Origin of the sequence: Nonomuraea aurantiaca (genome assembly GCF_020215705.1) — a bacterium.
GTDB lineage: Bacteria > Actinomycetota > Actinomycetes > Streptosporangiales > Streptosporangiaceae > Nonomuraea > Nonomuraea aurantiaca.
Window position 1 is genome coordinate 112,219 of the sequence record NZ_JAIWNB010000022.1, and the last position, 22,689, is coordinate 134,907.

Sequence of the window (22,689 nt, forward strand, 5' to 3'; positions counted from 1 at the left end):
AGAAATATGCCGGACACCCCCCGTTTCACCAGGCGCGAGCTTCTCCGGAGCGCCGCGCTGGTCCCCGTGGCGGGCGCGCTCGCCGCGTGCGCGACCCCGGCCGCCAAGCCGTCAGCCTCGTCGTCGGCCGCCCCGGTCGCGACCAGCGCGGCCAACCCCTTCGGGGTCTCGGACAGCAAGCCGCTCGAGGTGTGGATCTTCGACGGCGGTTTCGGCCAGGACTACGCCAAGAACATCCACCAGCCGCTGTTCAAGTCGAAGTATCCGAAGGTGGAGATCAAGCACAACGCCACCAAGGAGATCACCAAGGTCCTCCAGCCGAGGTTCGCCGGCGGCAATCCGCCCGACGTGATCGACAACTCGGGCGCCAACGCCATGGACTTCGGCGCGCTCGCCCAGGACGGCCAGCTCCAGGACCTCACCCCGCTGCTTGACGCGCCGAGCTGGGACGACCCGGGCACCAAGGTCAGGGACACCATCGACAAGGCCGTCATCGACATCGGCACCTACGACGGCACGTTCAGCGTGCTCGGCTACGTCAACTACATCTTCGGCATCTGGTATTCGCAGAAGGCGTTCAAGGACAACGGCTGGGTGCCTCCCAAGACGTGGGACGAGTTCCTCAAGCTCAACGAGACGATCAAAAAGTCCGGCAAGATGGCCCCCTTCACCTACGCCGGAAAATTCCCGCAATATCTGTACGAAGTGCTGCTCACCATGGCCGCGAAGATCGGCGGCCCCGAGGTCCTCGTCAACATCGACAACCTCGAGGACGGCGCCTGGACCTCGGAGGCCATGAAGACCTCCGCCACGGCCTGGGCCGAGATCGGCGCCAAGTACCTCATGGAGGGCACCGCCGGCCTCGACCACGTGCAGACCCAGACCGCCCAGAACAAGTACAAGGTGGCCATGCTGCCCTCCGGCTCCTGGCTGGAGAACGAGCAGAAGACCACCACCCCGGCCGACTTCGAGTACGGCATGTTCCCCGTCCCCGACTTCACCGGCTCCGACAAGATGCCCTACGGCACGCTGCACAGCCAGCCGAGCGAGAACTTCATCGTCCCGGCCAAGGGCGCCAACCCGCAGGGCGGCATGGAGTACCTGCGGGCGATGCTGTCGAAGAAGGCGGCCGGCGACTTCAGCGAGATGGTCAAGACCGTCTCGACGGTCAAGGGCGCGGGCGACGGCCGTCAGCTCTCCCCGGGCGCCGCCAGTGCGACCAAGGCCTACACCGCGGCGGGCGCGAACATCGTCTACTACCGCTGGCAGACCTGGTACGCCCAGCTCAAGGACGAGGCCATCGCCGCCACCGGCGAGCTCATGTCCGGCGGCCTCACCCCGGACAAGTACCTGGAGCGCCTCCAGAAGAAGTCCGACGAGATCAAGAACGACTCCTCGATCAAGAAGTACAAGCGCTGATGCTGTTCAACAGGTATCGCCGAGGGCTGTTCATCACCGCGTTCCTGGCAGCCCCGGTGACCCTTTACCTGGTTTACGTGATCTCCCCGTACATCCAGGCGTTCTACATCTCGATGACGGACTGGCGCGGCGTCTCGGCCACGCCGGCCTTCATCGGGCTGGAGAACTTCCGCCGGCTCCTCGAAGACGGGACGTTCTGGAAAGCGGTCACGCACAACGCCGGGCTGCTCGTCCTGCTGCCCCTGATCACGATCGTGCTCGCCCTGTTCTTCGCCTTCCTCCTCAACGTGGGCGGCGGCGGGCGGGCCGTGGGCGGGATCAGGGGCTCCAAGTTCTACCGCGTGGTGTTCTTCTTCCCGCAGGTGCTGGCCGTCGCGGTGGTGGCGGTGCTGTTCCAGCAGGTGTTCCGGCCGGACGGCAGCGGGATGCTGAACGCGCCGCTGATGGCGCTGGGCGGCAAGCCGATCGGCTTCCTGTCGGACCCGGGCGTCGCGTTCTGGTCGGTGCTCGGCGTCATGGTCTGGCAGGCGGTCGGGTTCTACGTGGTGCTCTTCTCCGCCGGGCTCGCCTCCATCCCGAGGGACATGTTCGAGGCGGCGCAGATCGACGGCGCCGGGCGGCTGAGCCTGTTCTTCCGCATCACGCTGCCGCTGCTCTGGGACACCGTCCAGGTGGCCTGGGTCTACCTCGGCATCATCGCCCTCGACGTGTTCGCGATCGTGTGGGTGATGACCGACCAGCACGGCGGGCCCGACTGGTCGACCACGGTCATGGCGGCCGAGGTCTATCGCAACGCCTTCCAATACTTCCGCTTCGGATACGCCTCGGCCCTGGGCGTCGTGATGTTCTTCTTCACCGTCGGGTTCGCGATCCTTTCGCTGCGTCTGACGCGGCGCGAGCGAATCGAGTTCTAGCGAAATGAGTTTTAGCGAAATGAGTACTGATGACGACGACCTCGTGGACGGTGGCGAACTCCCGCAAGCTGGCCCGCCAGGAGAGCCGGAAACGGCTCGGGCCGATGGCGATCCTGTCGCACCTCGCGCTGCTGCTGTGGACCGTGCTCACGGTGGTGCCGATCCTGTGGACGTTCCTGGCGTCGGTCAAGAGTGAGGACGAGATCTTCGGTGACGCCTGGTCCCTGCCGTCCAGTCTGCACTGGGACAACTTCGCCAGGGCCTGGGAGCAGGCGCACATCGGCCAGTACATGCTCAACAGCGTCATCGTGGTCGCCTTCAGCGTGTTCGGCACGATGCTGGTCGGCTCGATGGCCGCGTACGTGCTGTCGCGCTACCCCTTTCGCGGCAACCGGGCCATCTACCTGCTGTTCGTGTCGGGCCTGGCCTTCCCGGTCTACCTGGCGCTGTCGCCGCTGTTCTTCGTCGTGCAGAACATGGGCAACGTCCCGCTGATCGGCCCGTTCATCGGCCTGAACACGCACGCCGGCCTCGTGCTGGTCTACATCGCCTACTCGCTGCCGTTCACCGTGTTCTTCCTGTCGGCCTTCTTCCGTACGCTGCCCACGGCGGTGGCGGAGGCGGCCATGGTCGACGGCGCCTCGCACACTCGCGTGTTCTTCCAGATCATGCTGCCCATGGCCAGACCGGGCCTGGTCAGCATCACGATCTTCAACATCCTCGGCCAGTGGAACCAGTACCAGCTGCCGCTGGTGCTGCTGCAGGAGCGCGACAAGTGGGTGCTCACCCAGGGCATCGCCGACATCTCGACAGCCGCGGGCTACGACCAGGACTGGTCCGCCCTGTTCGCCGCCCTGACGCTGGCCATCCTGCCCATGCTGGTCGTCTACACGGTCTTCCAGCGCCAGATCCAGTCGGGACTGACCGCGGGGGCGCTCAAGTAAATATCCTCTCGCGCGCCCGACCTGGCGGACCTAGGCTGCGGGTGTGATCGGCGACATCCGCGCGTTGCTGGCCCGCCACCTCCCCGACGTCGAGGTGTGCTCCGTCACGGAGTCCGGGCAGGGTCTGGACCACGAGGTCTATGAGGTCGAGTTACACGAGGGCGACGGAGAGTTGATCGTCCGGGGCGGCAAGACCGCCGATCCGGCGGCCGCCCGGCGCGAGGTCGAGCTGCTGGCCGCGGTCCGCGAGCTGGCCACCGTGGCGGTGCCCGAGGTGGTCTTCGCCGACTTCGAGCAGGGCGTGATCGCCTACCGCAAGCTGCCGGGCGAGCCGCTCAACCAGCACCCGGTGCCTGACCCCGTGGCGCTGGCCGCCCCGCTCGGCCACCTGCTGAGCGCCCTGCACAGTGCCCCGGCCGAGGACCTGCGCGAGCTGGCGCCGCTCGACCTCTACCCGGCGCCCACCCTGCTGGTGGACGCCGGGCTCGACTATCGCGACGTCGAGCGGCACGTGCCGGCGGAGCAGCGACCGCTCGTGGAGCGGTTCTTACGCGGCACACCGCCCGACGAGCCACGCGACCTGCGCTTCTGCCACAACGACCTGGGCAGCGAGCACCTCCTGGCCGACGCCGCGACCAGCACGCTGACGGGTGTGATCGACTGGACCGACGCCGCCGTCACCGACCCGGCGCACGACTTCGCGCTCATCTACCGCGACCTGGGCCCCGAGGTCTTCGAGCGGACCCTGTCGCACTATGACCGCGACTTCGACGAGCTCGACCGGGCCAGGGTCGTCTTCTACGCCAGGTGCGCGCTCATCGAGGACCTCGCCTACGGCCTGAGCACCGGCCCGCGCCACTACGCCGACGCCGCCCTGGCCCACCTCGAGTGGACCTTCAGCTGATCACCTAGCGCTGAGCTCGTCGCGCAGCCGCTCGGTCGCGCCGACCACGTTCGCCAGCGCCGCCTCCACCTGCTCGTACGTCCGGGTCTTCAGCCCGCAGTCCGGATTCACCCAGACCCGCTCGGCGGGCAGCACCTTCAACGTCTCCCGCAACAACTCCGCCACCTCGGCCTGGCTCGGCACCCTCGGCGAGTGGATGTCGTAGACACCCGGCCCGAGCCCCCGCCCGAAGGAGCCCACGGCGCCCAGGATCCGCGCTCCGGAGCGGGCCGACTCGATCGTGGTGACGTCGGCGTCCAGGCCGTCGATCGCCTCGAGGATCTGGTCGGCGTCCGAATAGCACAGGTGCGTGTGGATCTGGATGCGGTCGCTGGCCCCCGAGGTGGCCCGCCGGTACGCGGCCACGGCCCACTCCAGGTAGTCGGCCTGCGCGGCCCGCCTGAGGGGCAGCAGCTCGCGCAGCGCGGGCTCGTCCACCTGGATGATCGACACGCCCGCCGCCTCCAGGTCGCGTACCTCGTCCCGGACCGCGTCGGCCACCTGGAACACGACGTCGCGCAGCGGCAGGTCGTCGCGGACGAACGACCAGGCGACGATCGTGACGGGCCCGGTGAGCATGCCCTTGACCGGCTTGTCCGTCAGCGACTGCGCGTGGCGCGCCCACCGCACGGTGATCGGCGCGGCCCTCCCGACGTCGCCGTGCAGGATCGGCGGCCTGGTGCACCGGGAGCCGTAGGACTGGACCCAGCCGTTGGCGGTCACCGCGAAGCCGTCGAGGTGCTCGGCGAAGTACTGGACCATGTCGTTGCGCTCCGGCTCGCCGTGCACGAGGACGTCGAGGCCGAGCCGCTCCTGCAGCCGGATGACCTGCTCGATCTCCGCCTCGACCCGCCGCTCGTAGTCGGCCTTCGCCAGCGTGCCCGCCGCCACGGCCGCGCGGGCCGCGCGCAGCTCGCCGGTCTGCGGGAACGACCCGATCGTGGTGCTCGGCAGCACGGGCAGCCGCAGGTGCGCGGCCTGGGCCGCGGCGCGCTCCGCGTACGGCCCGCGCCCCTCGAACACGACCGGGTCCGCCAGCGCCACCGACGCGGCCGGCGCCTCGGCGCCCCGGAAGTCGGCGCGCGCCAGCTCGACCACCTCGGCCACCTTCTGCTCGGCGAAGGCCAGCCGCGCCCGCAGCGCCGGGTCGAGCCCTTCCTCCCCCGCCACGTCGTACGGCACGTGCAGGAGCGAGCACGAGGTGCTGACCACCACGTCCGCCGCGTGCTCCCGCACCGCCCGCAGCAGGCTCAGCGCCCGTCCGGGAGCGGTACGCCACACGTCCCGCCCGGACACCACGCCCGCCACCACGGTCTTGCCCGCCAGCGCCGGCAGCCGGTCCAGGCCGCCGCGCACCAGGTCCACCCCGATCGCCTCCACCGGCGTCGCGGCCAGGACGGGCAGCGCCTCGCCCAGATCGCCGAAGTAGGAGGCGACGAACAGCCCGGGGCGCGAAGGCGCGGACCCCAGCCGCTCGTAGGCGGCCGTGACGGCGGCCAGCTCCTCGGGCGTCCGGTCGGCCACCAGCGCGGGCTCGTCGAGCTGCACCCACTCCACGCCCTCGGCCGCCAGGATCGCCAGCAGCTCCTCGTAGCAGCCGAGCACCTCATCCAGCCGCTCCAGCGCGTCGGCCAGCAGCAGGAACGTCACGGGCCCCACCACCACGGGCCGCGTCTCGAAGCCCAGCCGCCGAGCCTGCCGCAGCTCGGCGAGCGGCTTGGCGGCGTCGAGCTCGAACACGGTCTCAGCGTCGATCTCCGGCACGATGTAGTGGTAGTTCGTGTCGAACCACTTCGTCATCCGCAGCGGCGCCAGCCCGGCGGTGCCTCTGGCCATCGCGAAGTAGGGGTCCTCGGCCTCCTGATAGCGCCGGGGCACCGCGCCGAGCAGTACGGCCGTGTCGAGCACCTGGTCATAGAGCGAGAAGGTGTTGGACGGCAGCCCGGCCAGGCCCAGCTCGTCGAGCCGCCGCCAGGTCTGCTCCCGGATCTCGGCGCCCGTCTCCTCCAGCTCCGCCCGGCTCGAGCGGCCGTCCCAGTAGGACTCCAGGGCGCGCTTCAGCTCCCTTCGCGGGCCGATCCTCGGGTATCCGAGCACAGTGGACCGGGGAAATGACGACATCGACTGCTCCCTGCGTTGACTTGATCGAACGCCGAGAATCCACCACACCGGTCCCGTCTGATGCATCCTGTATTCGTGCTGCTTATGCTCAAGGAGGTCCAGTGCTTCGCCCGCGTGGCGGCCCGGCTCAGCTTCTCGATCGCCGCCGCGGACCTGGGCATGTCCCAGCCCGCCATGAGCCAGGCCATCACCAGGCTGGAACGCGCGGCCGGGACCAGGCTGTTCGACCGGAGCGCCCGCGCGGTGCGGTTGACCGCCGAGGGCCGGGCCCTGCTTCCGCACGCCGACGAGCTGCTGGCCGCCGCCGGCGCGTTCGCGGCCGAAGCCGCCCGGCTGGCCCGGCCGACCATTCACCTCGCTTATCCACCACTCGTCGGCGCGCTGGCCGCCCGGGTCGCCCGCCGGTTGGCGGCCCGCACGCCGGCCATCGGCGTGGAGCTCACGGTCGCCGGGCGCGGGGCGGCCGCCGACGTGCTGGAGCGGGGCGAGGTGTCGGCGGCGATCCTGGCCACCCCCGCGCCCGCGCGGTTCGTCACCGCCGCCAGGTTCCACGTCTCGGTGGACCAGCTCGCGGTGCCGCTGGGGCACGCGCTGGCGCCGAGGGCCAAGGTCGTCGCCGCCGACCTGGCCGGGCAGGTGCTGCTGACCCCCGGCAGCCGGGCGTGGGCCGGGCTGCCGGGACGCTCGCGCATGGTGGCCGACGACGACTTCGCCGCCGCGCTCGACCTGGTCGCTGCGGGTGCCGGGGTGCTGCCGATCCCGCAGCTGCTGGCCAGGACGATCCGCCGCGACGACCTGAGGTTCGTCCCGCTCGACGTGGGTGACCTGCGCATCACGTACGCGCTGGCCTGGGCCAGGGAGCGTGTCACGCCCGAGCTGATGGCCCTGGTGCAGGCCGTACAGGATGCTCTGTGGACTAGGTAGCCGGCAGGTTGCGCAGGGCCTCGCGGCGGCTCAGACCCGAGATTCCCTTGGCCCGTACATAGCGGATGACCTCGGCCGGGTTGGTCTTGGCGTATTCGCGCAGCGCCCAGCCGATCGCCTTGCGGGCGAAGAAGTCGTTGTCCGACAGGCTCGGCTCGATGCAGGCGTAGAGCAGGGCCGTGTCGGTGCGGGCCTTGAACCTGTTCTGGCTCAGGATCGCGGTGCGGCGCTTCCACAGGTCGCCGTCGCGCGCCCAGTCCAGCATGAGCGGGCGCATCGAGTCGGGGAAGGCGGACAGCAGGCCGCCGATCCGGTGCGTGGCCAGCTCGTCGACCAGGTCCCACCAGGCGCCGCTGACGATCATCTCCTCGTACATCGGCACGGTGTAGAGCGTCTGGAACTCCCGGTAGAGGTGATAGCCGGTCAGCTCGATCGCCGCGTAGCGCTCCTCGCGGTATTCGGCCCCGCGCCACAGGCCGAGCACCGTCCGGCGCCACTCCGGCGCCGTGCCGATGCGGTGGGCCGAGAAGAGCCGCCGCAGCAGGGCCCGCCTCGGCACCGCCTGGACGCCTAGGAAGGGCATGTCGGACTTCATGTACGCGCGCATGGTGGCGGCCTTCTCGGGCTCCGCCGCCTCCCGCAGTGCCTGACGCACCGCCGTGGCAAGGGTCATGCCTGCTGGCTGGTCCGCTCACCCGTGGCCAGGCCGTCGAAGAGCACGGTGATGTAGTGCTCGGCCAGGCCCGTCGTGTTGAGCCGCCCGCCGGGGCGGAACCAGCGCACCGCCACCCAGATCGTGTCGCGGATCATGCGGTAGGTGAGCTTCGGATCCACGTCGGCGCGGAACTGCCCGGCCGCCTGGCCCGCCTTGATCTGCGCGACCCAGATCTGCTCGACCTCGTCCTCGGCCTTGACCAGGTAGTTGAACCGCTCGAACTGCCGCAGATAGTTCCAGTCGTTCTGCATCACGGTGATCGCGGCCCGGTGCGGCTCCAGCGTGCCGAAGCCGATGCGCACCATCTCCGACAGAATCGTCCGCGGGTCGGAGCCCGAGGCGATCGCCGTGCGGTAACGGGCGACCAGGTCGTCGAGGAAGGTGGAGAGCACCTCGTCGACGATGGTCTCCTTGGAATCGAAATGGTGATAGAGACTTCCCGAGAGGATGCCCGCCTCGTCGGCGATCTCGCGTACGGTCGTGGCCTGGAAGCCCTTGCGGGCGAAGAGCTCCGCGGCGAGCTTGACGAGGTGGTCACGGCGCTCCGACGCCGGACCGGACGAGGTCGCGCGCTGGCGCTTCGCCGGGGCGGCCGCGCTCTGCCCGGAGTTCTTTCGCGTTGTCACGCCTCCATTATGAGCCCTCAGACAATCGCTTGTTCACCGAACCCGCCCAGCTCACCCGGCATTCCACGTGCGACCAAGCGCTTGCTACGATGCGGGAGTGAACGAGGCATACATCGTCGGCGCGGTCAGGACCCCGGTCGGGCGCAGGAACGGCGGCCTCGCCGGCGCCCACCCCGCCGACCTCGGCGCGCACGCACTGCAAGAGCTGATGGCCCGCACGGGCGCCGATCCGGCGGCCGTGGAGGACGTGGTGTTCGGCTGCGTGGACACCATCGGACCGCAGGCCGGCGACATCGCCCGCACCTGCTGGCTGGCCGCGGGGCTGCCGGAGGAGGTGCCCGGCGTCACGGTCGACCGCCAGTGCGGCTCCTCGCAGCAGGCGCTGCACTTCGCCGCCCAGGCCGTGCTCTCGGGCACCAGCGACCTCGTGGTGGCCGGCGGCGTACAGAACATGAGCATGATCCCCATCTCCTCGGCGATGCTCGCCGGCCGCCCCCTCGGCCACGACACCCCCTTCGGCGGCTCCAAGGGCTGGCTCTCCCGGTACGGCACGCAGGAGGTCTCCCAGTTCACCGGAGCCGAGCAGATCGCCGCCAAGTGGGACATCTCTCGGGAGGACATGGAGGCGTTCGCCTACGAGTCGCACCGCCGGGCCATCGCCGCCATCGACACCGGCCGCTTCGCGGACCAGATCACTCCCTATGAGGGCGTCACCACCGACGAGGGTCCGCGCCGTGACACCACTCCGGCCAAGATGGCCGGGCTCAAGCCCCTGGTCGAGGACGGACGCCTCACTGCCGCCCTGGCCTCGCAGATCTCCGACGGCGCCGCCGCCCTGCTCATCGCCTCGCCACGGGCCGTACAGGAGCACGGGCTGCGCCCGCGCGCCCGCGTGCACCACCTGTCGGTGCGCGGCGGCGACCCCATCATGATGCTCGCGGCGCCGATCCAGGCCACCGAGCACGCGCTGCGCAAGACCGGGCTGACGATCGGCGACATCGACGCCGTGGAGATCAACGAGGCGTTCGCCTCGGTCGTGCTCGCCTGGCTGAAGGAGAGCGGCGCCGACCCCGCCCGGGTCAACCCGAACGGCGGCGCGATCGCGCTCGGCCACCCGCTCGGCGCGACCGGCGCGGTCCTGGCCGTGAAGCTGCTGCACGAGCTGGAGCGGACCGGTGGCCGGTACGGCCTGCAGACGATGTGCGAAGGAGGCGGCCAGGCGAACGTCACCATCATCGAACGCCTATGACGTCCGGCGATGCCACTAGCAAATAGGAAACTTTCCTATTAGATTGCGGGTCATGCTCAAGAGCGGTGACCTGCTGTGCCTTGCCGATGCCGTCATCCTGCCCGGGTTCGAGGGGACGACCCCGCCCGACTGGCTTCGCCGCCGCCTGGGAGAGGGGCTGGCCGGGGTGGCGTTGTTCTCCCGCAACATCACGGGAGCGGCCCAGGTGGCCGAGCTGACCGCCGTCCTGCGCGCGGAGAACCCCGCCGTGGTGGTCGGCATCGACGAGGAGTCGGGCGAGGTGACCCGGCTGGAGGTGGCCACCGGCAGCAGCCGTCCCGGCGGCTACGCGCTCGGCGTCGTGGACGACGTGACGCTGACCGAGGCCGTGGCCAGGGACCTCGGCGCGGACCTGGCGGCTGCGGGCATCACGATCGACTTCGCCCCTTCGGCCGACGTGAACTCCAACCCCGACAACCCGGTCATCGGCCTGCGCTCCTTCGGCGCCGACGCGGCGCTGGTCTCCCGGCACACCAGGGCGTTCGTCCGCGGCCTGCAGTCCGCCGGGGTGGCCGCCTGCGCCAAGCACTTCCCCGGCCACGGTGACACCTCGATCGACTCCCACCACGGCGTGCCCGTGGTGGGCACCGACGGCATCGAGTACGCGCTGGGCCCCTTCCGCGCCGCGATCCAGGAAGGCGTCAAGGCCGTCATGACCGGCCACCTGCTGGTGCCCGCGTACGACGCCGTCCTGCCCGCCACGCTCAGCCCCAAGGTGCTCACCGGGCTGCTCCGCGAGGAGCTGGGCTTCGACGGACTGATCGTCACCGACGGCATCGAGATGGCCGCCGTCTCCGGGCCGTACGGGATCGGAGGCGCCGCCGCGCGCGCGATCGCCGCCGGGGCCGACGCCATCTGCGTCGGCGGCGAGCACTCAGGCGAGGCGACCGCCGTCGAGGTGCGCGACGCGATAGCCCAGGCCGTGCGCGACGGCCTGCTGCCGGAGGAGCGCCTGGCCGACGCCGCGCGCCGGGTCGGCGAGCTGGCCGCCTGGACCGCCGCCGCGGGCACCCCGGTCCCCGAGGACGGCCACCTCGGCCTGGCCGCTGCCCGCCGCGCTCTGAGGATCACTCGCCGCACCAACAACCCCGTCCTGCCGCTCACCGCCGCGGCGCACGTGGTGGAGCTGGCCCCCGAGATGAACCTGGCCATCGACAGGAACACGCCGTGGGGCGTCGGCGAGCCCTTGGGCAGGCTGCTGCCCGGCACCGCCGTGACCCGCCTCGTGGCCGGCGAGGCGACCGGGGCCGTGCTGGAGCGGCTCATCGCCGCCGCGGCCGGGCGCCCCCTCGTCATCGTGGTCCGCGACGCGCACCGCCACCCCTGGCAGAGCGAGGCGCTGCGGCACCTGCTCAGCGCCCGCCCCGGCGCCGTGGTGGTCGAGATGGGCCTGCCCGCCCGGTCCGACCTGGGCGCGGTGCACATCGCCACGTACGGCTCGGCCAGGGTCTGCGGCCAGGCCGCCGCCGAACTGATCACCGGTACCCTTTGACACCGTGAACTTCGAAGACGAGGACCTCTCCCAGACCGCGCTCACCGACCGGCTCGCGCCGGACGAGACCCACGTCTTCCGCAACTGCGACCTGACCGAGGCCGACCTCCGGCGGGCCCCGCTGGCCGGCGCCCGCTTCGAGTCGTGCGTGCTCGAACAGGCCGACTTCCGGCGGGCCGACCTCGACGGCGCGGTGTTCACGGGCGGCGGCGGGATGCGGATCAGGTTCAACGACGCCGAGCTCATCGACGTGACGTTCACCGACGTCGACCTGTCCTCCGCCCAGTTCGGCGGAGCGCTGGTGACGGACGTGACCTTCACCGGCTGCCGCATGATCGGCGCGTCGCTCACCGCAGCGCGGGGCACCGGCTTCAAGGTCTCCCGGTCCAACCTGACCATGGCCAACCTCGGCGGCTGCTCGCTGCGCGGGGAGTTCATCGAGGGCGTCCGCTTCGACGACGCCGACCTGTCGGGCTGCGACTTCACCGAGGCGACGTTCAGCGACTGCCGGTTGCGCGGGACCAAGCTGCTCAAGACCGTGTTCGCCAAGGCCGACCTGCGCGGCGCCGACCTGGGCGAGCCCGACGACGCCAAGCTGCGGGCCTTCCAGGGGGCGACGATCAACCCCGTCCAGGCGGCGGCCATCCTGGCCGCGCGCGGCATCACGGTGCTCTGAGCCGATCCATCACGGTCTCCGCCTCGGACATGACCCGCTCGATCAGCTCCCGGCAGGACGGCAGGTCGTCGAGCACCCCGACCACCTGCCCGGAGGCCATCACCCCCAGGTCGGCCCGCCCCTCGACCATGGCGGCCCGCAGCAGCACCGGCGTGTTGGCCGCCTGCAGCACCTGCGCCCACGTCAGCTCGCGGCCGTGCCGCATCCGGCGCCCCTCGCGGATCATCTGGGCCCACGTCAGCCCCGACAGCCGCTTGAACCTGGCGCCGTTGACCACCGCCCTGAGCAGCCGGGAGCGCTCCAGCGACTCCACGAACGGCGTCCTGAGCACCCGATGCGGCACGCCGTCGACCCGGGTGGTGACCAGCGTGTCGGCCGCCGCCAGGTAGACCTTCTTCACCTCGTCAGGCACCGACGAGTCGCTCGTCAGCAGGAACCGGGTGCCCATCGCGATGCCGCACGCCCCGTACGCCAGCGCCGCCACCAGCCCGCGCCCGTCGAAGAAGCCGCCCGCCGCGATCACCGGGATGTCGACCGCGTCCACCACCTGGGGCAGCAGCAGCGTCGTCGCGACCGGCCCGGTGTGGCCGCCGCCCTCGCCACCCTGCACGATCACCGCGTCCACGCCCCAGGCGGCCACCTTCTCCGCGTGCCGCCGCGCGCCCACGGACGGGATCGTCACCACGCCCGCGCCCTTCAGCCGGTCGATCAGCTCCCGCCGCGGCGCCAGCGCGAACGACGCCACCCGCACGCCCTCGCGGATCATCACCTCCACCCGTTCGGCCGCGTCGTCGGCGTCGGAGCGGATGTTCACCCCGAACGGGGCGTCCGTCCGCTCCCGCACCCCGCTGATCGCCTCGGTCATCTCGCGGACGGACATCGTGGCGGCCGCGATGATCCCGAGCCCGCCCGCCTCCGACGTGGCCGCCGCGAGCCGCGCGCCCGCGACGTACCCCATGCCGGTCTGCACGATCGGATAACGGCACCCCACGAGGTCGGTCAGCGCGGTTCTCACGCCGCCCCCTCGGCGTAGCTTCGCGCCGTCTTCACGCGGCCACCTCGCGCTCGCGGGACTCGTGCGGGTCGAGCACCTCCTTCAGCAGCCTGCTCTCCTCGGCGGTCGGCTCACGGGTCTCCGGTACGTCCTCAGGGATCGTCAGCTCGAACCCCGTCGCCGCGACCACCTCCGCGACACTCACCCCCGGATGCACCGAGGCCAGCCGCATCGACCCGTCCGGCGTGCGGAAGTCCAGCACGGCCAGGTTCGTCACCACCCGGCGCAGGTCGTGGGCCCCCCGGTCGGTCCCGAGACCACTGATCAGGTCCACTCGCGGCACGAACACCTTGGGGGAGTGCCGGGGGATCCAGTAGCTCGTCGGGTCGCAGCGCGTGTTGCCCGGCGCGCCGCGCACGCCGAGAAGTTGCGCCTTGGGCCGCGCCCAGTCGCCGATGCAGGAGATGTTCGAGTTGCCGAAGCGGTCGATCTGGCTCGCGCCGAGCATCACGTGCCGCCGGCCGTTCAGCACCAGCCACAGGTGATCGCGGAACGGCAGCCAGCCCTCCACCACCTCGGGCCGCTCGCCCAGCGCCGGCACGTCGCCCGTCAGCAGGCAGACGCCGTCATGCGTGAGCAGGTCGGGCTCGAACGTCAGCCTGGCCAGCCGGGCCGCCAGCACGGTGACCGCCCCGCCGATCCCGGCCGCGAGGATCTCCCCGTCACCCCTGAACGCCTCGGCGCAGGCGACCACGCACACATCAGCCCTGCTCACGGAACTCCTCCCACGGCGTGTCCACATAGCGCCGCTGCTCCTGCTCGTCGCGGCCGTAATCGGGCTCGCACGCGGTGAAGCCCGCGCCGCCCGGCGCCTCGACCACGCCGGTCACCATCGACCGGCTGATCAGCAGCGACTGCACCGGCCCCTCCTTCAGCAGGTCGGCGGTGTCCACCAGCCGCTCGCACGACACGAAGCACCGGGCCGCCGCCTTGGCGTAGAGGTCGTCGAAGTACGGGTCGGGGCCCAAATACTGCGCGTTGCCGCGCCGGTCCGCCCGGTTGAGGTGCACCAGCGCGACGTCCATGGTCAGCGCGGGCACGGCGACCAGCTCCTCCCCGTCCTCGTACGGCGAGCGGACCGTGCGCAGACCGGGGTTGACCCGCATGACGTCGGAGCCGAGACCGGCCCGCGTGGGCAGGAACGGCAGCCGGTGCGCCGCCGCCAGCAGCCCGAACATGAACATGCCCTCGTCATACTCGGTGAACTCGATCGCGCCGCCCTGCCTGGCCCGCCTGAAGTGCGGTTCGAGCGGGATGGAGTCCAGCGTCACGAACGGGGCCACCACCCTGCGCACCTTCCCGGCGGCGCAGAGCATGCCGACGTCCGGGCCGCCGTACGAGACTAGGGTGAGATCCCGGACGTTCGACCGCAGCAGGCCGGCGACCAGGGCCATCGGCTTGCGGCGCGACCCCCAGCCGCCGATGCCGACCGTCATGCCGCTCTCGACCTCGGCCGCGACCTCCTCGACGGACATGACCTTGCTCACGAGCCCTCCACGAAACGGTCCCGGTGCCTGTCGCCCGCGCCCATCAGGTTCAGCTCGAACGTGAAGCCCTGCTCGAAGCGGTAGGAGCGCTTCACGTCCACCGGGTCGATGCCGTTGAGCGACTCCTTGGCGCGGCGGATCACGTACGGGTCCTTGTCCGCGATCTGGCCCGCCACCTCCAGCGCCGCGTCCCGCAGCTTGTCACGCGGCACCACCTCCAGCACCGAGCCGAACGCGTGCAGCTCGGCCGCCGTCACGTTCCGGCACGTGTAGACCATGGCCCGCATGAGGTGCTGCGGCACCAGCCGGGACAGGTGGGTGGCGGCGCCGAGCGCGCCCCTGTCCACCTCGGGCAGGCCGAAGTAGGCGTCCTCGCTGGCCAGCACGATGTCCGCGTTGCCCACCAGGCCGACGCCGCCGCCGACGCAGTGGCCGTGCACGGCGACGATCACGGGCACCGGACAGTCGTAGACGGCCGCGAACGCCGCGAAACACCCCCTGTTCGCATTGATCAGGGCGGTGTGGCCCTCCGTGGCCTGCATCTCCTTGATGTCCACGCCGGCGTTGAAGCCCCGGCCCTCGGCTCGTAGCACGACGACCCTGGTCTCTTCGTCCTGCCCGGCGGTCGTCACGGCGCCGGCCAGCTCGTGCCAGGCTCGCGCCGGCAGCGCGTTCACCGGTGGGACGTCGACGACGACCTCGGCGATCGGGCCGTCCCGCAGCGTGATTCCCATCCCGCTCCCTGGTTGCACCTAACGCTTGCTTGGTACGGTAGCACTCGTGACGGTGACTTACGACTACACGGGCAAGGTCGTCCTGGTGACCGGTGGGACTCGGGGGATCGGCGCGGGCATCGCCACCGCCTTCGCCGCGGCCGGCGCCGAAGTGATCGTCTGCGCCCGCCACGACCCGCCACCTGCACCCGTGGGCACGCCTTTGCCTCCTTCGCTCGGGCCTTCGGCCGTGGATGCGTCGTCACCACCGCCGCCTCCTTCGGCCGTGGATGCGGCGCCGGTCGAAGGGGTACGGTTCGTGCGGGCCGACGTGCGGGCCGCCGACGACCTCGAGCGGCTGTTCTCCGGGCTCGACCGGCTGGACGTGGTCGTCAACAACGCGGGCGGCTCGCCGTACGCGCCGCTGGAGGGCACCTCACCGCGGCTGCACGCGCGGGTCATCGAGCTCAATCTGATCGCCCCGCTGCTCGTCGCGCAGCGCGCCTACCCGCTGCTCGCCGTCTCGGGCGGCTCCGTCGTGATGATCGGCAGCTCCAGCGGGGTTCGGCCCTCGCCGGGCACCTCGGCGTACGGCGCGGCCAAGGCGGGACTGCATCACCTGGCGAACTGCCTGGCCGCCGAGTGGGCTCCCGGCGTACGCGTCAACACGGTCGTCGTCGGACTGGCCGCCACCGAGGACTCCGCCGACCACTACGGCGGTCAGGACGTGGGGACCGCCATCCCGGCCGGGCGGATGGCGACGCCCGCCGACGTGGCCTCGGTCTGCCTGTGGCTGGCCGCGCCCGGTTATGTGACGGGGGCGCAGGTACACGTGCACGGGGGCGGCGAGATTCCCGCCTGGCAACACCTGGCTTCAAGCGACATTTCCTGATATCTCTGCTTGATCTTCCTGGGAGGTCCGTGTGGGAATCTGTGACGGCCGCGTCGTGATCGTGACCGGAGCCGGGCGGGGCATCGGGAGGGAGCACGCGCTGGAGTTCGCCAGGCAGGGCGCCCGTGTCGTGGTCAACGACCTGGGCACCGGCCTCGGTGGCGACGGCAGGTCCGGCGGGCCCGCGCTGGCCGTGGCCGAGGAGATCCGCGCGCTCGGCGGCCAGGCGGTGGCCAGCAGCGACGACGTGGCCGACTGGGACGGCGCGGCCCGGCTGGTGAAGACCGCCGTCAGCGCGTACGACGGGCTCGACGTGCTGGTGAACAACGCCGGGTTCGTCCGCGACCGCATGCTGGTCTCCATGGGCGAAGACGACTGGGACGAGGTCATCCGGGTCCACCTCAAGGGTCACTTCCTGACGATGCGGCACGCCGCCGCATACTGGCGCGAACGAGCCAAGTCCGGCTCAGCCGCGGCCGCCCGCGTGATCAACACCTCGTCGGGCGCGGGCCTGCTCGGCAGCGTCGGCCAGTCCAACTACTCCGCCGCCAAGGCGGGCATCGTCGCGCTGACCCAGGTGGCCGCCGCCGAACTGGGCCGGTACGGCGTGACGGTGAACGCCATCGCCCCCGCCGCCCGCACCCGCATGACCGAGGAGGTCTTCGCCGAGACCATGGCCGCGCCGGATTCCGGCTTCGACACGATGCACCCGGCGAACGTGTCACCACTGGTCGTCTGGCTCGGCTCGACGGCGTCGGAGGCGGTGACGGGCCGGGTGTTCGAGGTGGAGGGCGGAGTGATCTCCCTGGCCACCGGCTGGACCCACGGCCCACGCGCGGATCGCGGCGCCCGCTGGTCCCCCGCCGAGGTGGGCGACGCAGTCGCGAAGCTCTTGAAAGACGCCCCCGACCCACTGCCCGTCTACGGCACGAGCCCGCCTCCGTCGTAAGGCCGGTCTCCGATGTGAGCTCCCGCCTGTAGCGCAGCCCCGTTTCCGTCCGTGCGGCCCGTTCACGGCGTGAGACCCGTCTCCGGTGCCAACCCGCCTCCGTCGTGAGGCCCGTCTCCGACGTGAGGCCCCGCCTGTGGTGCAGGCCCGTCCTCCGTCATGACGCCCGTTCGCGGCGTGAGGCCCGCCTGCGGGATGTGAGGCCCGTTCACGGTGCGAGGCGGACTCCGGAACAGGCGTCGGCTACGGCTACGGCTTGAGCAGGTAGGCGCCGTCGGACAGTCGGGTGCGGATCTCGGCGGCCGTCTGTTCGGCGGTCAGGCCGCTGGAGTCGAAGGCGTGCGACTCCAGCTCACCCAGGTCGACGAACTGCTGGTACATCTGCAACACCGGCTCGGGATCCGTAAGCGCGTCAAGCCCCCGCCCGGTCGCCCTGATCAACGTCGTCTCCCGGTTGGGCCGAAGCACCACATAGTGCAGCGGCGCCCGCCGTACCTTGGCGAAGGCATCGACGAACCACGGCCCGACAACGCCATCCACCACCACGTGATAGCCGCCGTCTGCGTATCCGAACGCCGCGCCCGCCAGCACGCTCATGACGGTCTCGTTCTGCCGACGAGACTCCGCCAGGTACGGCGCGATGCCACCTCGCCGGATGAACGCCCAGAAGTCATCCGTATGCAGATGCACACTAGGCGTGACGGCATCGGCCAGCAGTCGGGCCACGGTCGACTTGCCCGCCCCCGGCGGCCCGGACACGATCACTACCTCCATGCCCACCATTGTCCGCGCCTTGACCCGACACCCCGACCCCCCCGCTGGCCGGAGCCTCAGCGAAGCGCTGATCGAGCCGTAGGAGCCAGGCGGAGGCGCTGCGGGGGAGAGGTCAGCCGGGACTCCAGTCCGGGCAGCGCCACATCCCGTTCGTCCGAGGGCCGATCGAACCGGGCGAACCACACGAACACCTGCTCCCCTGTACGTACGGGCAGGGCGGAAAAGGTGTTCTCGGCGGCCTCGGTCTCGAAGCACGCCACCGGCGGCACCCCGGCTTCACTGAGCACGGGTACGGCCTCCTTGGCGAAGAACTCGGCGAACCCGTCCTCGACGTGGTAGATCATCGCGACGTACAGCGACTCGGGCAGAACGGTTGCGCCGACGGGCGGCCGGACCGTACCGGAAAAGGGATCGAGAGAGGAGCCGGCAGTGGACCCGTGCGAGAGGCCGGAGCGACGGAGAGCGGACCCGCGTGGCACGTCGGCGGAGGGTACGGGCACTGGGCGCAGCAGCAGCACGTTGTCGGAGTCGATCATCGTCGCGTTGGCCGCGTCCCGGTTGGCCTTCCAGATCGGGCCGCCGTAGAAGGCCGTGAGGGCCGCGCGCCGAGCCTCCATGTCCGGAAACTTCCGCATCCACGGATACATGTTTGGATCGTCCAAGTCCCGGAACTGACCGACCACCCCGATCCCGGCCGCCTCCTGCCCTTCGATGAACTCGCGCTCGAACAACTCGATCAGCGTGTCTCGCCGGCCGGGACGCATCGTGTAGTTGCGCAACTCGTAAATCATGCGCGGATGCTACGAGCCGATCACTGACACCGGCTGTCAGCGACGAGGTCCCAGAAGAATGTTCTGACTTCTAAGAGTCACGGAATCGCTACGCTTAGTTATATGATCGCCTTGGCTTTGATCCTCAAAGGTCAAAGAAGGTCAACGGGGATGGCGGTGTGCTCTTGAGCCGGTGCTGCCTCACGCGAGACGCCCACCGGCGAAGGAGCTGAAGTGATCGAGAAGCTGTGCGTCACCGGTGCCGTTGTGGCAGCGGCCGCCGGCGCCATCCTGCCGGCCACCCCCGCTCACGCTGACACCTGGTCCGACGCCTGGAGCGGCAACACCTACTCGGCCCAGTCCGGAAACAGTCTCGCCGACATCGCAGCGGTCAACGAGGGTGCCGATCGGGCGACCAACGTCAACAACATCAACGGCATAGCCGCCACTGCTACCAACGGCAGCACCACGGTGACCTACATCTTCTACTGACCCCGATTCCCCCTTCCTCGCATCCGGTCGCCGCCGTCCGGCGGGAGCCCGAAGTCCATGAGAACCGTCTGGAAGGACATCGACATGATCAAGAAGTTTGGCATCGCGGCTGTCGTCGTCGCCGCGGGCACGGCCCTGCTGGCCGCTCCGGCCCATGCCGACACCGACACCAGCAACAGCAGCTCCAGCACCAACTCCGCGTCCACGCAGTCGGGCAACACCTTCGGCAATGTCCAGGCCAACAACAGAGGCACCGGCTCCAGCACCAACGTCAACAACGTCAATGGCAACGCGGCCACGGCCACGCACCGTAGCGGCGTGGGTGTGAGCACCACTTCCGACTAGTGCGGTGACGCTATGTCAGCCCGCAAACGGGGTCCGGAATGGTCGGTCTCGCGGCGTATTAGCATCGCCGGATGGCTATCTGTGCATATGCGATGTTTCACAATGTGGACGACCATGACGATGAGCGGGACGTCGCCCTGGCCGCCTGGCGCGAAGCGGGCATCGAGGGGCGTGCCGAGCAATGGGACGATCCCGCCGTCGACTGGAGCGCCTACGACGCGGTGGTCGTCCGCTCGGTCTGGGACTACCTCGATCGCCGGGGCGACTTCCTCGCCTGGGCGCGCCGGGTGGAGCGCGACACGAAGCTGCTCAACCCGGCCGCCGTGCTCGAATCCAACACCGACAAGACCTATCTCCGGGATCTGGGCGTGCCGATCGTGCCGACCCACTGGTCCGCGGAAGACCTGCCGCACTGGGAGGAGTACGTCGTCAAGCCCGCCATCTCGGCGGGTGCCCGGGACACGATCAGGACCGCCGACCGCGACCAGGCCGAGGCGCACGCCGTTGCGCTGGCGGCCACCGGGCGCACCCCCATGGTCCAGCCCTACCTCGACATGGTCGAGTTGGAGGGCGAGACCTCACTGCTGTACTTCAACCGCCGGTTCAGTCATGCCGTCCGGCGCAACCCCATGCTGTCTCCGGGAAAGACGGGCGCGGATCAGGTTCGGGCCGAACCGCGCACACCGGCCCCGGACCAGGTCGAACTTGCTGAGAAGGTGCTTGCCGCCATCCCCCAGGCCCTTCTGTATGCCAGGATCGACCTGGTCCGGCTCCCCGACGGCACCCCGGTGGTCATAGAGGTCGAGCTCACCGAGCCGTACCTGTTCCTGCGCTACGAGCCCCGCGCGGCCGCGAACCTCGCCACCGCGCTCCGCGAGCTCCTCTGAAATCCGTCTCCATGGGATGGGGGCTCAGCAGGAGATGCCGCCGTCGACCGGAATGACCGTGCCCGTGAGGTAGGCCCCGGCGCGTGAGGACAGGTAGATCGCCGCCCCGGCCATGTCGTCGGGGTGGCCGATCCGGCCCATCGGCACACTCGCCGCGATGCTCTCCCGAATGGCCGGATCATCCAGCGCGAACGCCATCATCTTCGAGTCGAACGGTCCCGGCGCGATGGCGTTCACGGTGATGTGCTCAGGTGCCAGCTGCCTGGCCAGGTGCCGGGTCAGCATGTGTACGCCGGACTTCGACGCGGAGTAGGCGAAGTTCTCCACGGACGGCACCCGGATCCCGTCGATGGACCCGATATTGATCACCCGTGCCGGATCCTCTGCCCTGGCCGCCGCCCGCAACTGCGGCAGGAACCGCTGGGTCAGGAAGAAGACCCCTTTGACGTTGATGTTCCAGAGCTTGTCGAAGGCGTGCTCCGGGTAGTTTTCCAGCGGCGCGCCCCACGCCGCGCCCGCGTTGTTCACCAGCACGTCCAGCGGCCCGTCCACGGCCGCCACCAGCGCGTCCACCCCCTCGGGCGTGGACAGGTCGGCCGGCACGGCCACGCAGCCCAGCTCCTTGGCGGTCTGCTCCACCTCGGCGACCTTGCGCGCGGAGATGTACACGGTCGCCCCGGCCTCGACGAACCCGGTCGCGATCATGCGTCCGATGCCACGGGAGCCGCCGGTGACGACGACGGTCTTGCCTTCCACCGAGAACAGCGTCATGTTCCGGAAGCATGCCATACCGACCGGTCGGTAGCCACCCGACCTCGCGAGCCTCACCGAAGGCGCGGGAGCCAGCCGACCTCGCGAGCCCTCACCGAAGGCGCGGGAGCCAGCCGACCTCGCGAGTCCTCACCGAAGGCGCGGCGCTCAGCCGGAGTCCTTCACCCACAGCCCCAGCAGGCCGCGGAAGTGCTCCACGAAGCGGTCCCTCTCGTGCGCGGGATACGTGGCCGTCACCGTGTCGACCAGCAGCCGGTCGAAGTCCGGCCCCGCCACCCAGTCCAGCACGATCTCGTCGAGATGGCGCAGCCGACTGTCGCAGAAGTCCTGGTAACGGTCGGTCTCGAAGTAGGCGTCGGCCAGCTGCCGGTAGGCCGCCAGCCGCTCCTCGTACGACCCGGTGACCGCGAAGTACTCCCGCGTGTCCAGATCAAGCCGCGGCCGCCGCCCGGTGCCCACGCAGAACACGCTCCACCGGACCAGCGCCTTGATCGCCCAGGGGAAGTAGTAGTGCAGGCTCGTCAGCGCCACGTCCGGGCAGGCGTTGGCGTAGTCGATCGGGTGCACGTCCGCACCCTTGACCAGGGTTTCGCAGGAGTTGAACTCCCACCGGAAAAACGCGTTCACCAGCCGCCCGATCGTGACCACCTCGTCGCCCACGCTCGGGGCGAGGAACTCGTGGTCCACGACGTACCGGGTGTGCATCGGCTCCTCGGGCCGGAACCGCATCACCATCGTCTCCGCCCCGATCGACAGCGAACGGGCGAACGCGTCGTAGCCCTCGACCGCCTTCTGCAGATGCATGAGCATCTCGCCGCTCTGGTCGTAGGCCCGATGGAGCTCGTCGGGGTCCCGTACCAGCGACACCCCGCGCCACGCGCCGCCGTCGTACGGCTTCATGAACAGCGGATACCCGATCCCCTCCGCGACCGCGTCAAGATCGAACGGCTGGTTGTAGCGGGACGCCGTGTAGGCGTACTTGGTGTTGTCGGGCGGGTTCTTGTACGGCACGAGCACCGTCTTCGGGACCTTCAGCCCGAGGCGCATCATGGCGCAGTAGGCGGCGTGCTTCTCCATCGACTGGAAGGTGAACGGGCTGTTCAGCAGATAGACGTCGTCCATCATGGCTATTTTCTTGAGCCACTCCCGCGGGTGGTAGTACCAGTACGCCAGCCGGTCGATCACCAGATCGTGCCGGGGCTGGTCGCGCAGGTCGAACGGCTCGATCGTGATGCGCTCCACGTCGAACTCGCCGACCCCCTTGACCGGCCCCAACCGCCTCAGCACCGTCTCGAACGCCGACGGCCAGTCCTCTTCCGTCCCCAGCAGTAACCCCACCAGACGCCTCACGATGCCCCTTCCACGTCTCCGCCCACGTTCCAGCCCACGCCTCTGCTCGAACCACGTCCGAACAACCGGGCCACGCGCTCGGGACCGTGCCGGGAGAGCCGGCGGCCACACCCGCGGGGCGGCCACCCGCACGGGGCGGGGCG

Annotated in this window: 24 protein-coding genes; 13 read left to right on the top strand and 11 right to left on the bottom strand. The window is 70.2% G+C overall.

Translation table 11 applies throughout. The features are described from left to right. Positions 1–6 precede the first annotated feature (6 nt). Genes ngcE through LDL49_RS39405 form a run of 4 tightly spaced genes read left to right on the top strand, consistent with a single transcriptional unit; the run spans position 7 to position 4,181 of the window. Positions 7–1,419 (top strand): N-acetylglucosamine/diacetylchitobiose ABC transporter substrate-binding protein, encoded by a 1,413-nt coding sequence (ngcE, locus tag LDL49_RS39390; protein WP_225299306.1) that lies wholly within the window; start codon positions 7–9, stop codon positions 1,417–1,419. Continuing rightward, the gene (locus tag LDL49_RS39395; RefSeq protein WP_225299307.1) at positions 1,419–2,333 is read left to right on the top strand and encodes a carbohydrate ABC transporter permease; all 915 of its coding nucleotides are present in this window, start codon (positions 1,419–1,421) and stop codon (positions 2,331–2,333) included. The genes ngcE and LDL49_RS39395 overlap by 1 nt, the downstream gene beginning before the upstream one ends. A 29-nt stretch (positions 2,334–2,362) precedes the next feature. Continuing rightward, the gene (locus LDL49_RS39400; RefSeq protein WP_225299310.1) at positions 2,363–3,277 is read left to right on the top strand and encodes a carbohydrate ABC transporter permease; all 915 of its coding nucleotides are present in this window, start codon (positions 2,363–2,365) and stop codon (positions 3,275–3,277) included. Positions 3,278–3,320: 43 nt separating this feature from the next. Continuing rightward, a complete protein-coding gene (locus LDL49_RS39405) occupies positions 3,321–4,181 on the top strand; it encodes a phosphotransferase (protein WP_225299312.1) in 861 nt (286 codons plus the stop codon). Here LDL49_RS39405 and metE read toward each other — a convergent pair whose 3' ends face one another. Beyond that, the gene (gene metE, locus LDL49_RS39410; protein WP_225299313.1) at positions 4,182–6,341 is read right to left on the bottom strand and encodes a 5-methyltetrahydropteroyltriglutamate--homocysteine S-methyltransferase; all 2,160 of its coding nucleotides are present in this window, start codon (positions 6,339–6,341) and stop codon (positions 4,182–4,184) included. Between the two features lie 84 nt (positions 6,342–6,425). On the opposite strand from metE, the gene LDL49_RS39415 reads away from it, so the two are divergent. Then, complete coding sequence (locus LDL49_RS39415) at positions 6,426–7,265, top strand: LysR family transcriptional regulator (protein WP_225299481.1); 840 nt, start codon at positions 6,426–6,428, stop codon at positions 7,263–7,265. Here LDL49_RS39415 and LDL49_RS39420 read toward each other — a convergent pair. Beyond that, complete coding sequence (locus LDL49_RS39420) at positions 7,258–7,938, bottom strand: DNA alkylation repair protein (protein WP_225299315.1); 681 nt, start codon at positions 7,936–7,938, stop codon at positions 7,258–7,260. The two genes, LDL49_RS39415 and LDL49_RS39420, sit on opposite strands and share 8 nt — an antisense overlap. Then, positions 7,935–8,606 (bottom strand): TetR/AcrR family transcriptional regulator, encoded by a 672-nt coding sequence (locus LDL49_RS39425; protein ID WP_225299318.1) that lies wholly within the window; start codon positions 8,604–8,606, stop codon positions 7,935–7,937. Before LDL49_RS39425 ends, LDL49_RS39420 begins: the two co-directional genes overlap by 4 nt. 97 nt (positions 8,607–8,703) lie before the next feature. Here LDL49_RS39425 and LDL49_RS39430 point away from each other — a divergent pair, with 97 nt between their 5' ends. The 3 genes from LDL49_RS39430 to LDL49_RS39440 are packed head-to-tail and all read left to right on the top strand — an operon-like array spanning position 8,704 to position 12,062. Further along, positions 8,704–9,855, top strand: a complete 1,152-nt coding sequence (locus LDL49_RS39430) for an acetyl-CoA C-acetyltransferase (RefSeq protein ID WP_225299320.1) — start codon at positions 8,704–8,706, stop codon at positions 9,853–9,855. Between the two features lie 52 nt (positions 9,856–9,907). Then, positions 9,908–11,386 (top strand): glycoside hydrolase family 3 protein, encoded by a 1,479-nt coding sequence (locus LDL49_RS39435; RefSeq protein ID WP_225299322.1) that lies wholly within the window; start codon positions 9,908–9,910, stop codon positions 11,384–11,386. A gap of 4 nt (positions 11,387–11,390) precedes the next feature. Beyond that, positions 11,391–12,062 (top strand): pentapeptide repeat-containing protein, encoded by a 672-nt coding sequence (locus LDL49_RS39440; protein WP_225299324.1) that lies wholly within the window; start codon positions 11,391–11,393, stop codon positions 12,060–12,062. On the opposite strand, the gene LDL49_RS39445 is transcribed toward LDL49_RS39440, so the two are convergent. Genes LDL49_RS39445 through LDL49_RS39460 form a run of 4 tightly spaced genes read right to left on the bottom strand, consistent with a single transcriptional unit; the run spans position 12,049 to position 15,337 of the window. Further along, positions 12,049–13,077, bottom strand: coding sequence for an NAD(P)H-dependent flavin oxidoreductase (locus tag LDL49_RS39445; protein WP_225299326.1), 1,029 nt, complete (start codon positions 13,075–13,077; stop codon positions 12,049–12,051). The genes LDL49_RS39440 and LDL49_RS39445 overlap by 14 nt on opposite strands. Before the next feature lie 31 nt (positions 13,078–13,108). Then, positions 13,109–13,858, bottom strand: a complete 750-nt coding sequence (locus tag LDL49_RS39450) for a CoA-transferase subunit beta (RefSeq protein ID WP_225299328.1) — start codon at positions 13,856–13,858, stop codon at positions 13,109–13,111. Next, positions 13,818–14,591, bottom strand: coding sequence for a CoA transferase subunit A (locus tag LDL49_RS39455; RefSeq protein WP_225299482.1), 774 nt, complete (start codon positions 14,589–14,591; stop codon positions 13,818–13,820). The genes LDL49_RS39450 and LDL49_RS39455 overlap by 41 nt, the downstream gene beginning before the upstream one ends. An 8-nt stretch (positions 14,592–14,599) precedes the next feature. Further along, positions 14,600–15,337, bottom strand: a complete 738-nt coding sequence (locus tag LDL49_RS39460; RefSeq protein WP_225299330.1) for an enoyl-CoA hydratase family protein — start codon at positions 15,335–15,337, stop codon at positions 14,600–14,602. 46 nt (positions 15,338–15,383) lie between these two features. Here LDL49_RS39460 and LDL49_RS39465 point away from each other — a divergent pair, with 46 nt between their 5' ends. Beyond that, complete coding sequence (locus tag LDL49_RS39465) at positions 15,384–16,208, top strand: SDR family oxidoreductase (protein WP_225299332.1); 825 nt, start codon at positions 15,384–15,386, stop codon at positions 16,206–16,208. 31 nt (positions 16,209–16,239) lie between these two features. Beyond that, positions 16,240–17,157, top strand: a complete 918-nt coding sequence (locus LDL49_RS39470) for an SDR family oxidoreductase (RefSeq protein ID WP_225299334.1) — start codon at positions 16,240–16,242, stop codon at positions 17,155–17,157. A 249-nt stretch (positions 17,158–17,406) separates the two neighbouring features. On the opposite strand, the gene LDL49_RS39475 is transcribed toward LDL49_RS39470, so the two are convergent. Next, positions 17,407–17,931, bottom strand: coding sequence for an AAA family ATPase (locus LDL49_RS39475; protein ID WP_225299336.1), 525 nt, complete (start codon positions 17,929–17,931; stop codon positions 17,407–17,409). A gap of 56 nt (positions 17,932–17,987) precedes the next feature. Further along, positions 17,988–18,722: an NIPSNAP family protein gene (locus LDL49_RS39480; RefSeq protein ID WP_225299338.1), complete on the bottom strand. Its 735-nt coding sequence runs from the start codon at positions 18,720–18,722 to the stop codon at positions 17,988–17,990. A 213-nt stretch (positions 18,723–18,935) separates the two neighbouring features. On the opposite strand from LDL49_RS39480, the gene LDL49_RS39485 reads away from it, so the two are divergent. The 3 genes from LDL49_RS39485 to LDL49_RS39495 all read left to right on the top strand — a co-directional run bounded on the left by LDL49_RS39485 (position 18,936) and on the right by LDL49_RS39495 (position 20,425). After that, positions 18,936–19,193 (top strand): hypothetical protein, encoded by a 258-nt coding sequence (locus LDL49_RS39485; protein WP_225299340.1) that lies wholly within the window; start codon positions 18,936–18,938, stop codon positions 19,191–19,193. Positions 19,194–19,277: 84 nt separating this feature from the next. Beyond that, positions 19,278–19,538, top strand: a complete 261-nt coding sequence (locus LDL49_RS39490) for a hypothetical protein (RefSeq protein ID WP_225299342.1) — start codon at positions 19,278–19,280, stop codon at positions 19,536–19,538. A gap of 92 nt (positions 19,539–19,630) precedes the next feature. Continuing rightward, complete coding sequence (locus LDL49_RS39495; protein WP_263656104.1) at positions 19,631–20,425, top strand: DcsG N-terminal domain-containing protein; 795 nt, start codon at positions 19,631–19,633, stop codon at positions 20,423–20,425. A gap of 24 nt (positions 20,426–20,449) precedes the next feature. Here the strand turns inward: LDL49_RS39495 and LDL49_RS39500 are convergent, their stop codons facing one another. Both LDL49_RS39500 and LDL49_RS39505 read right to left on the bottom strand, forming a co-directional pair. Next, positions 20,450–21,196, bottom strand: coding sequence for an SDR family oxidoreductase (locus LDL49_RS39500; protein WP_225299347.1), 747 nt, complete (start codon positions 21,194–21,196; stop codon positions 20,450–20,452). 147 nt (positions 21,197–21,343) lie between these two features. Continuing rightward, positions 21,344–22,546 carry an ATP-grasp domain-containing protein gene (locus tag LDL49_RS39505; RefSeq protein WP_225299348.1) on the bottom strand — a complete coding sequence of 401 codons (1,203 nt, stop codon included), beginning with the start codon at positions 22,544–22,546 and terminating at the stop codon, positions 21,344–21,346. Between the last annotated feature and the right edge of the window lie 143 nt (positions 22,547–22,689).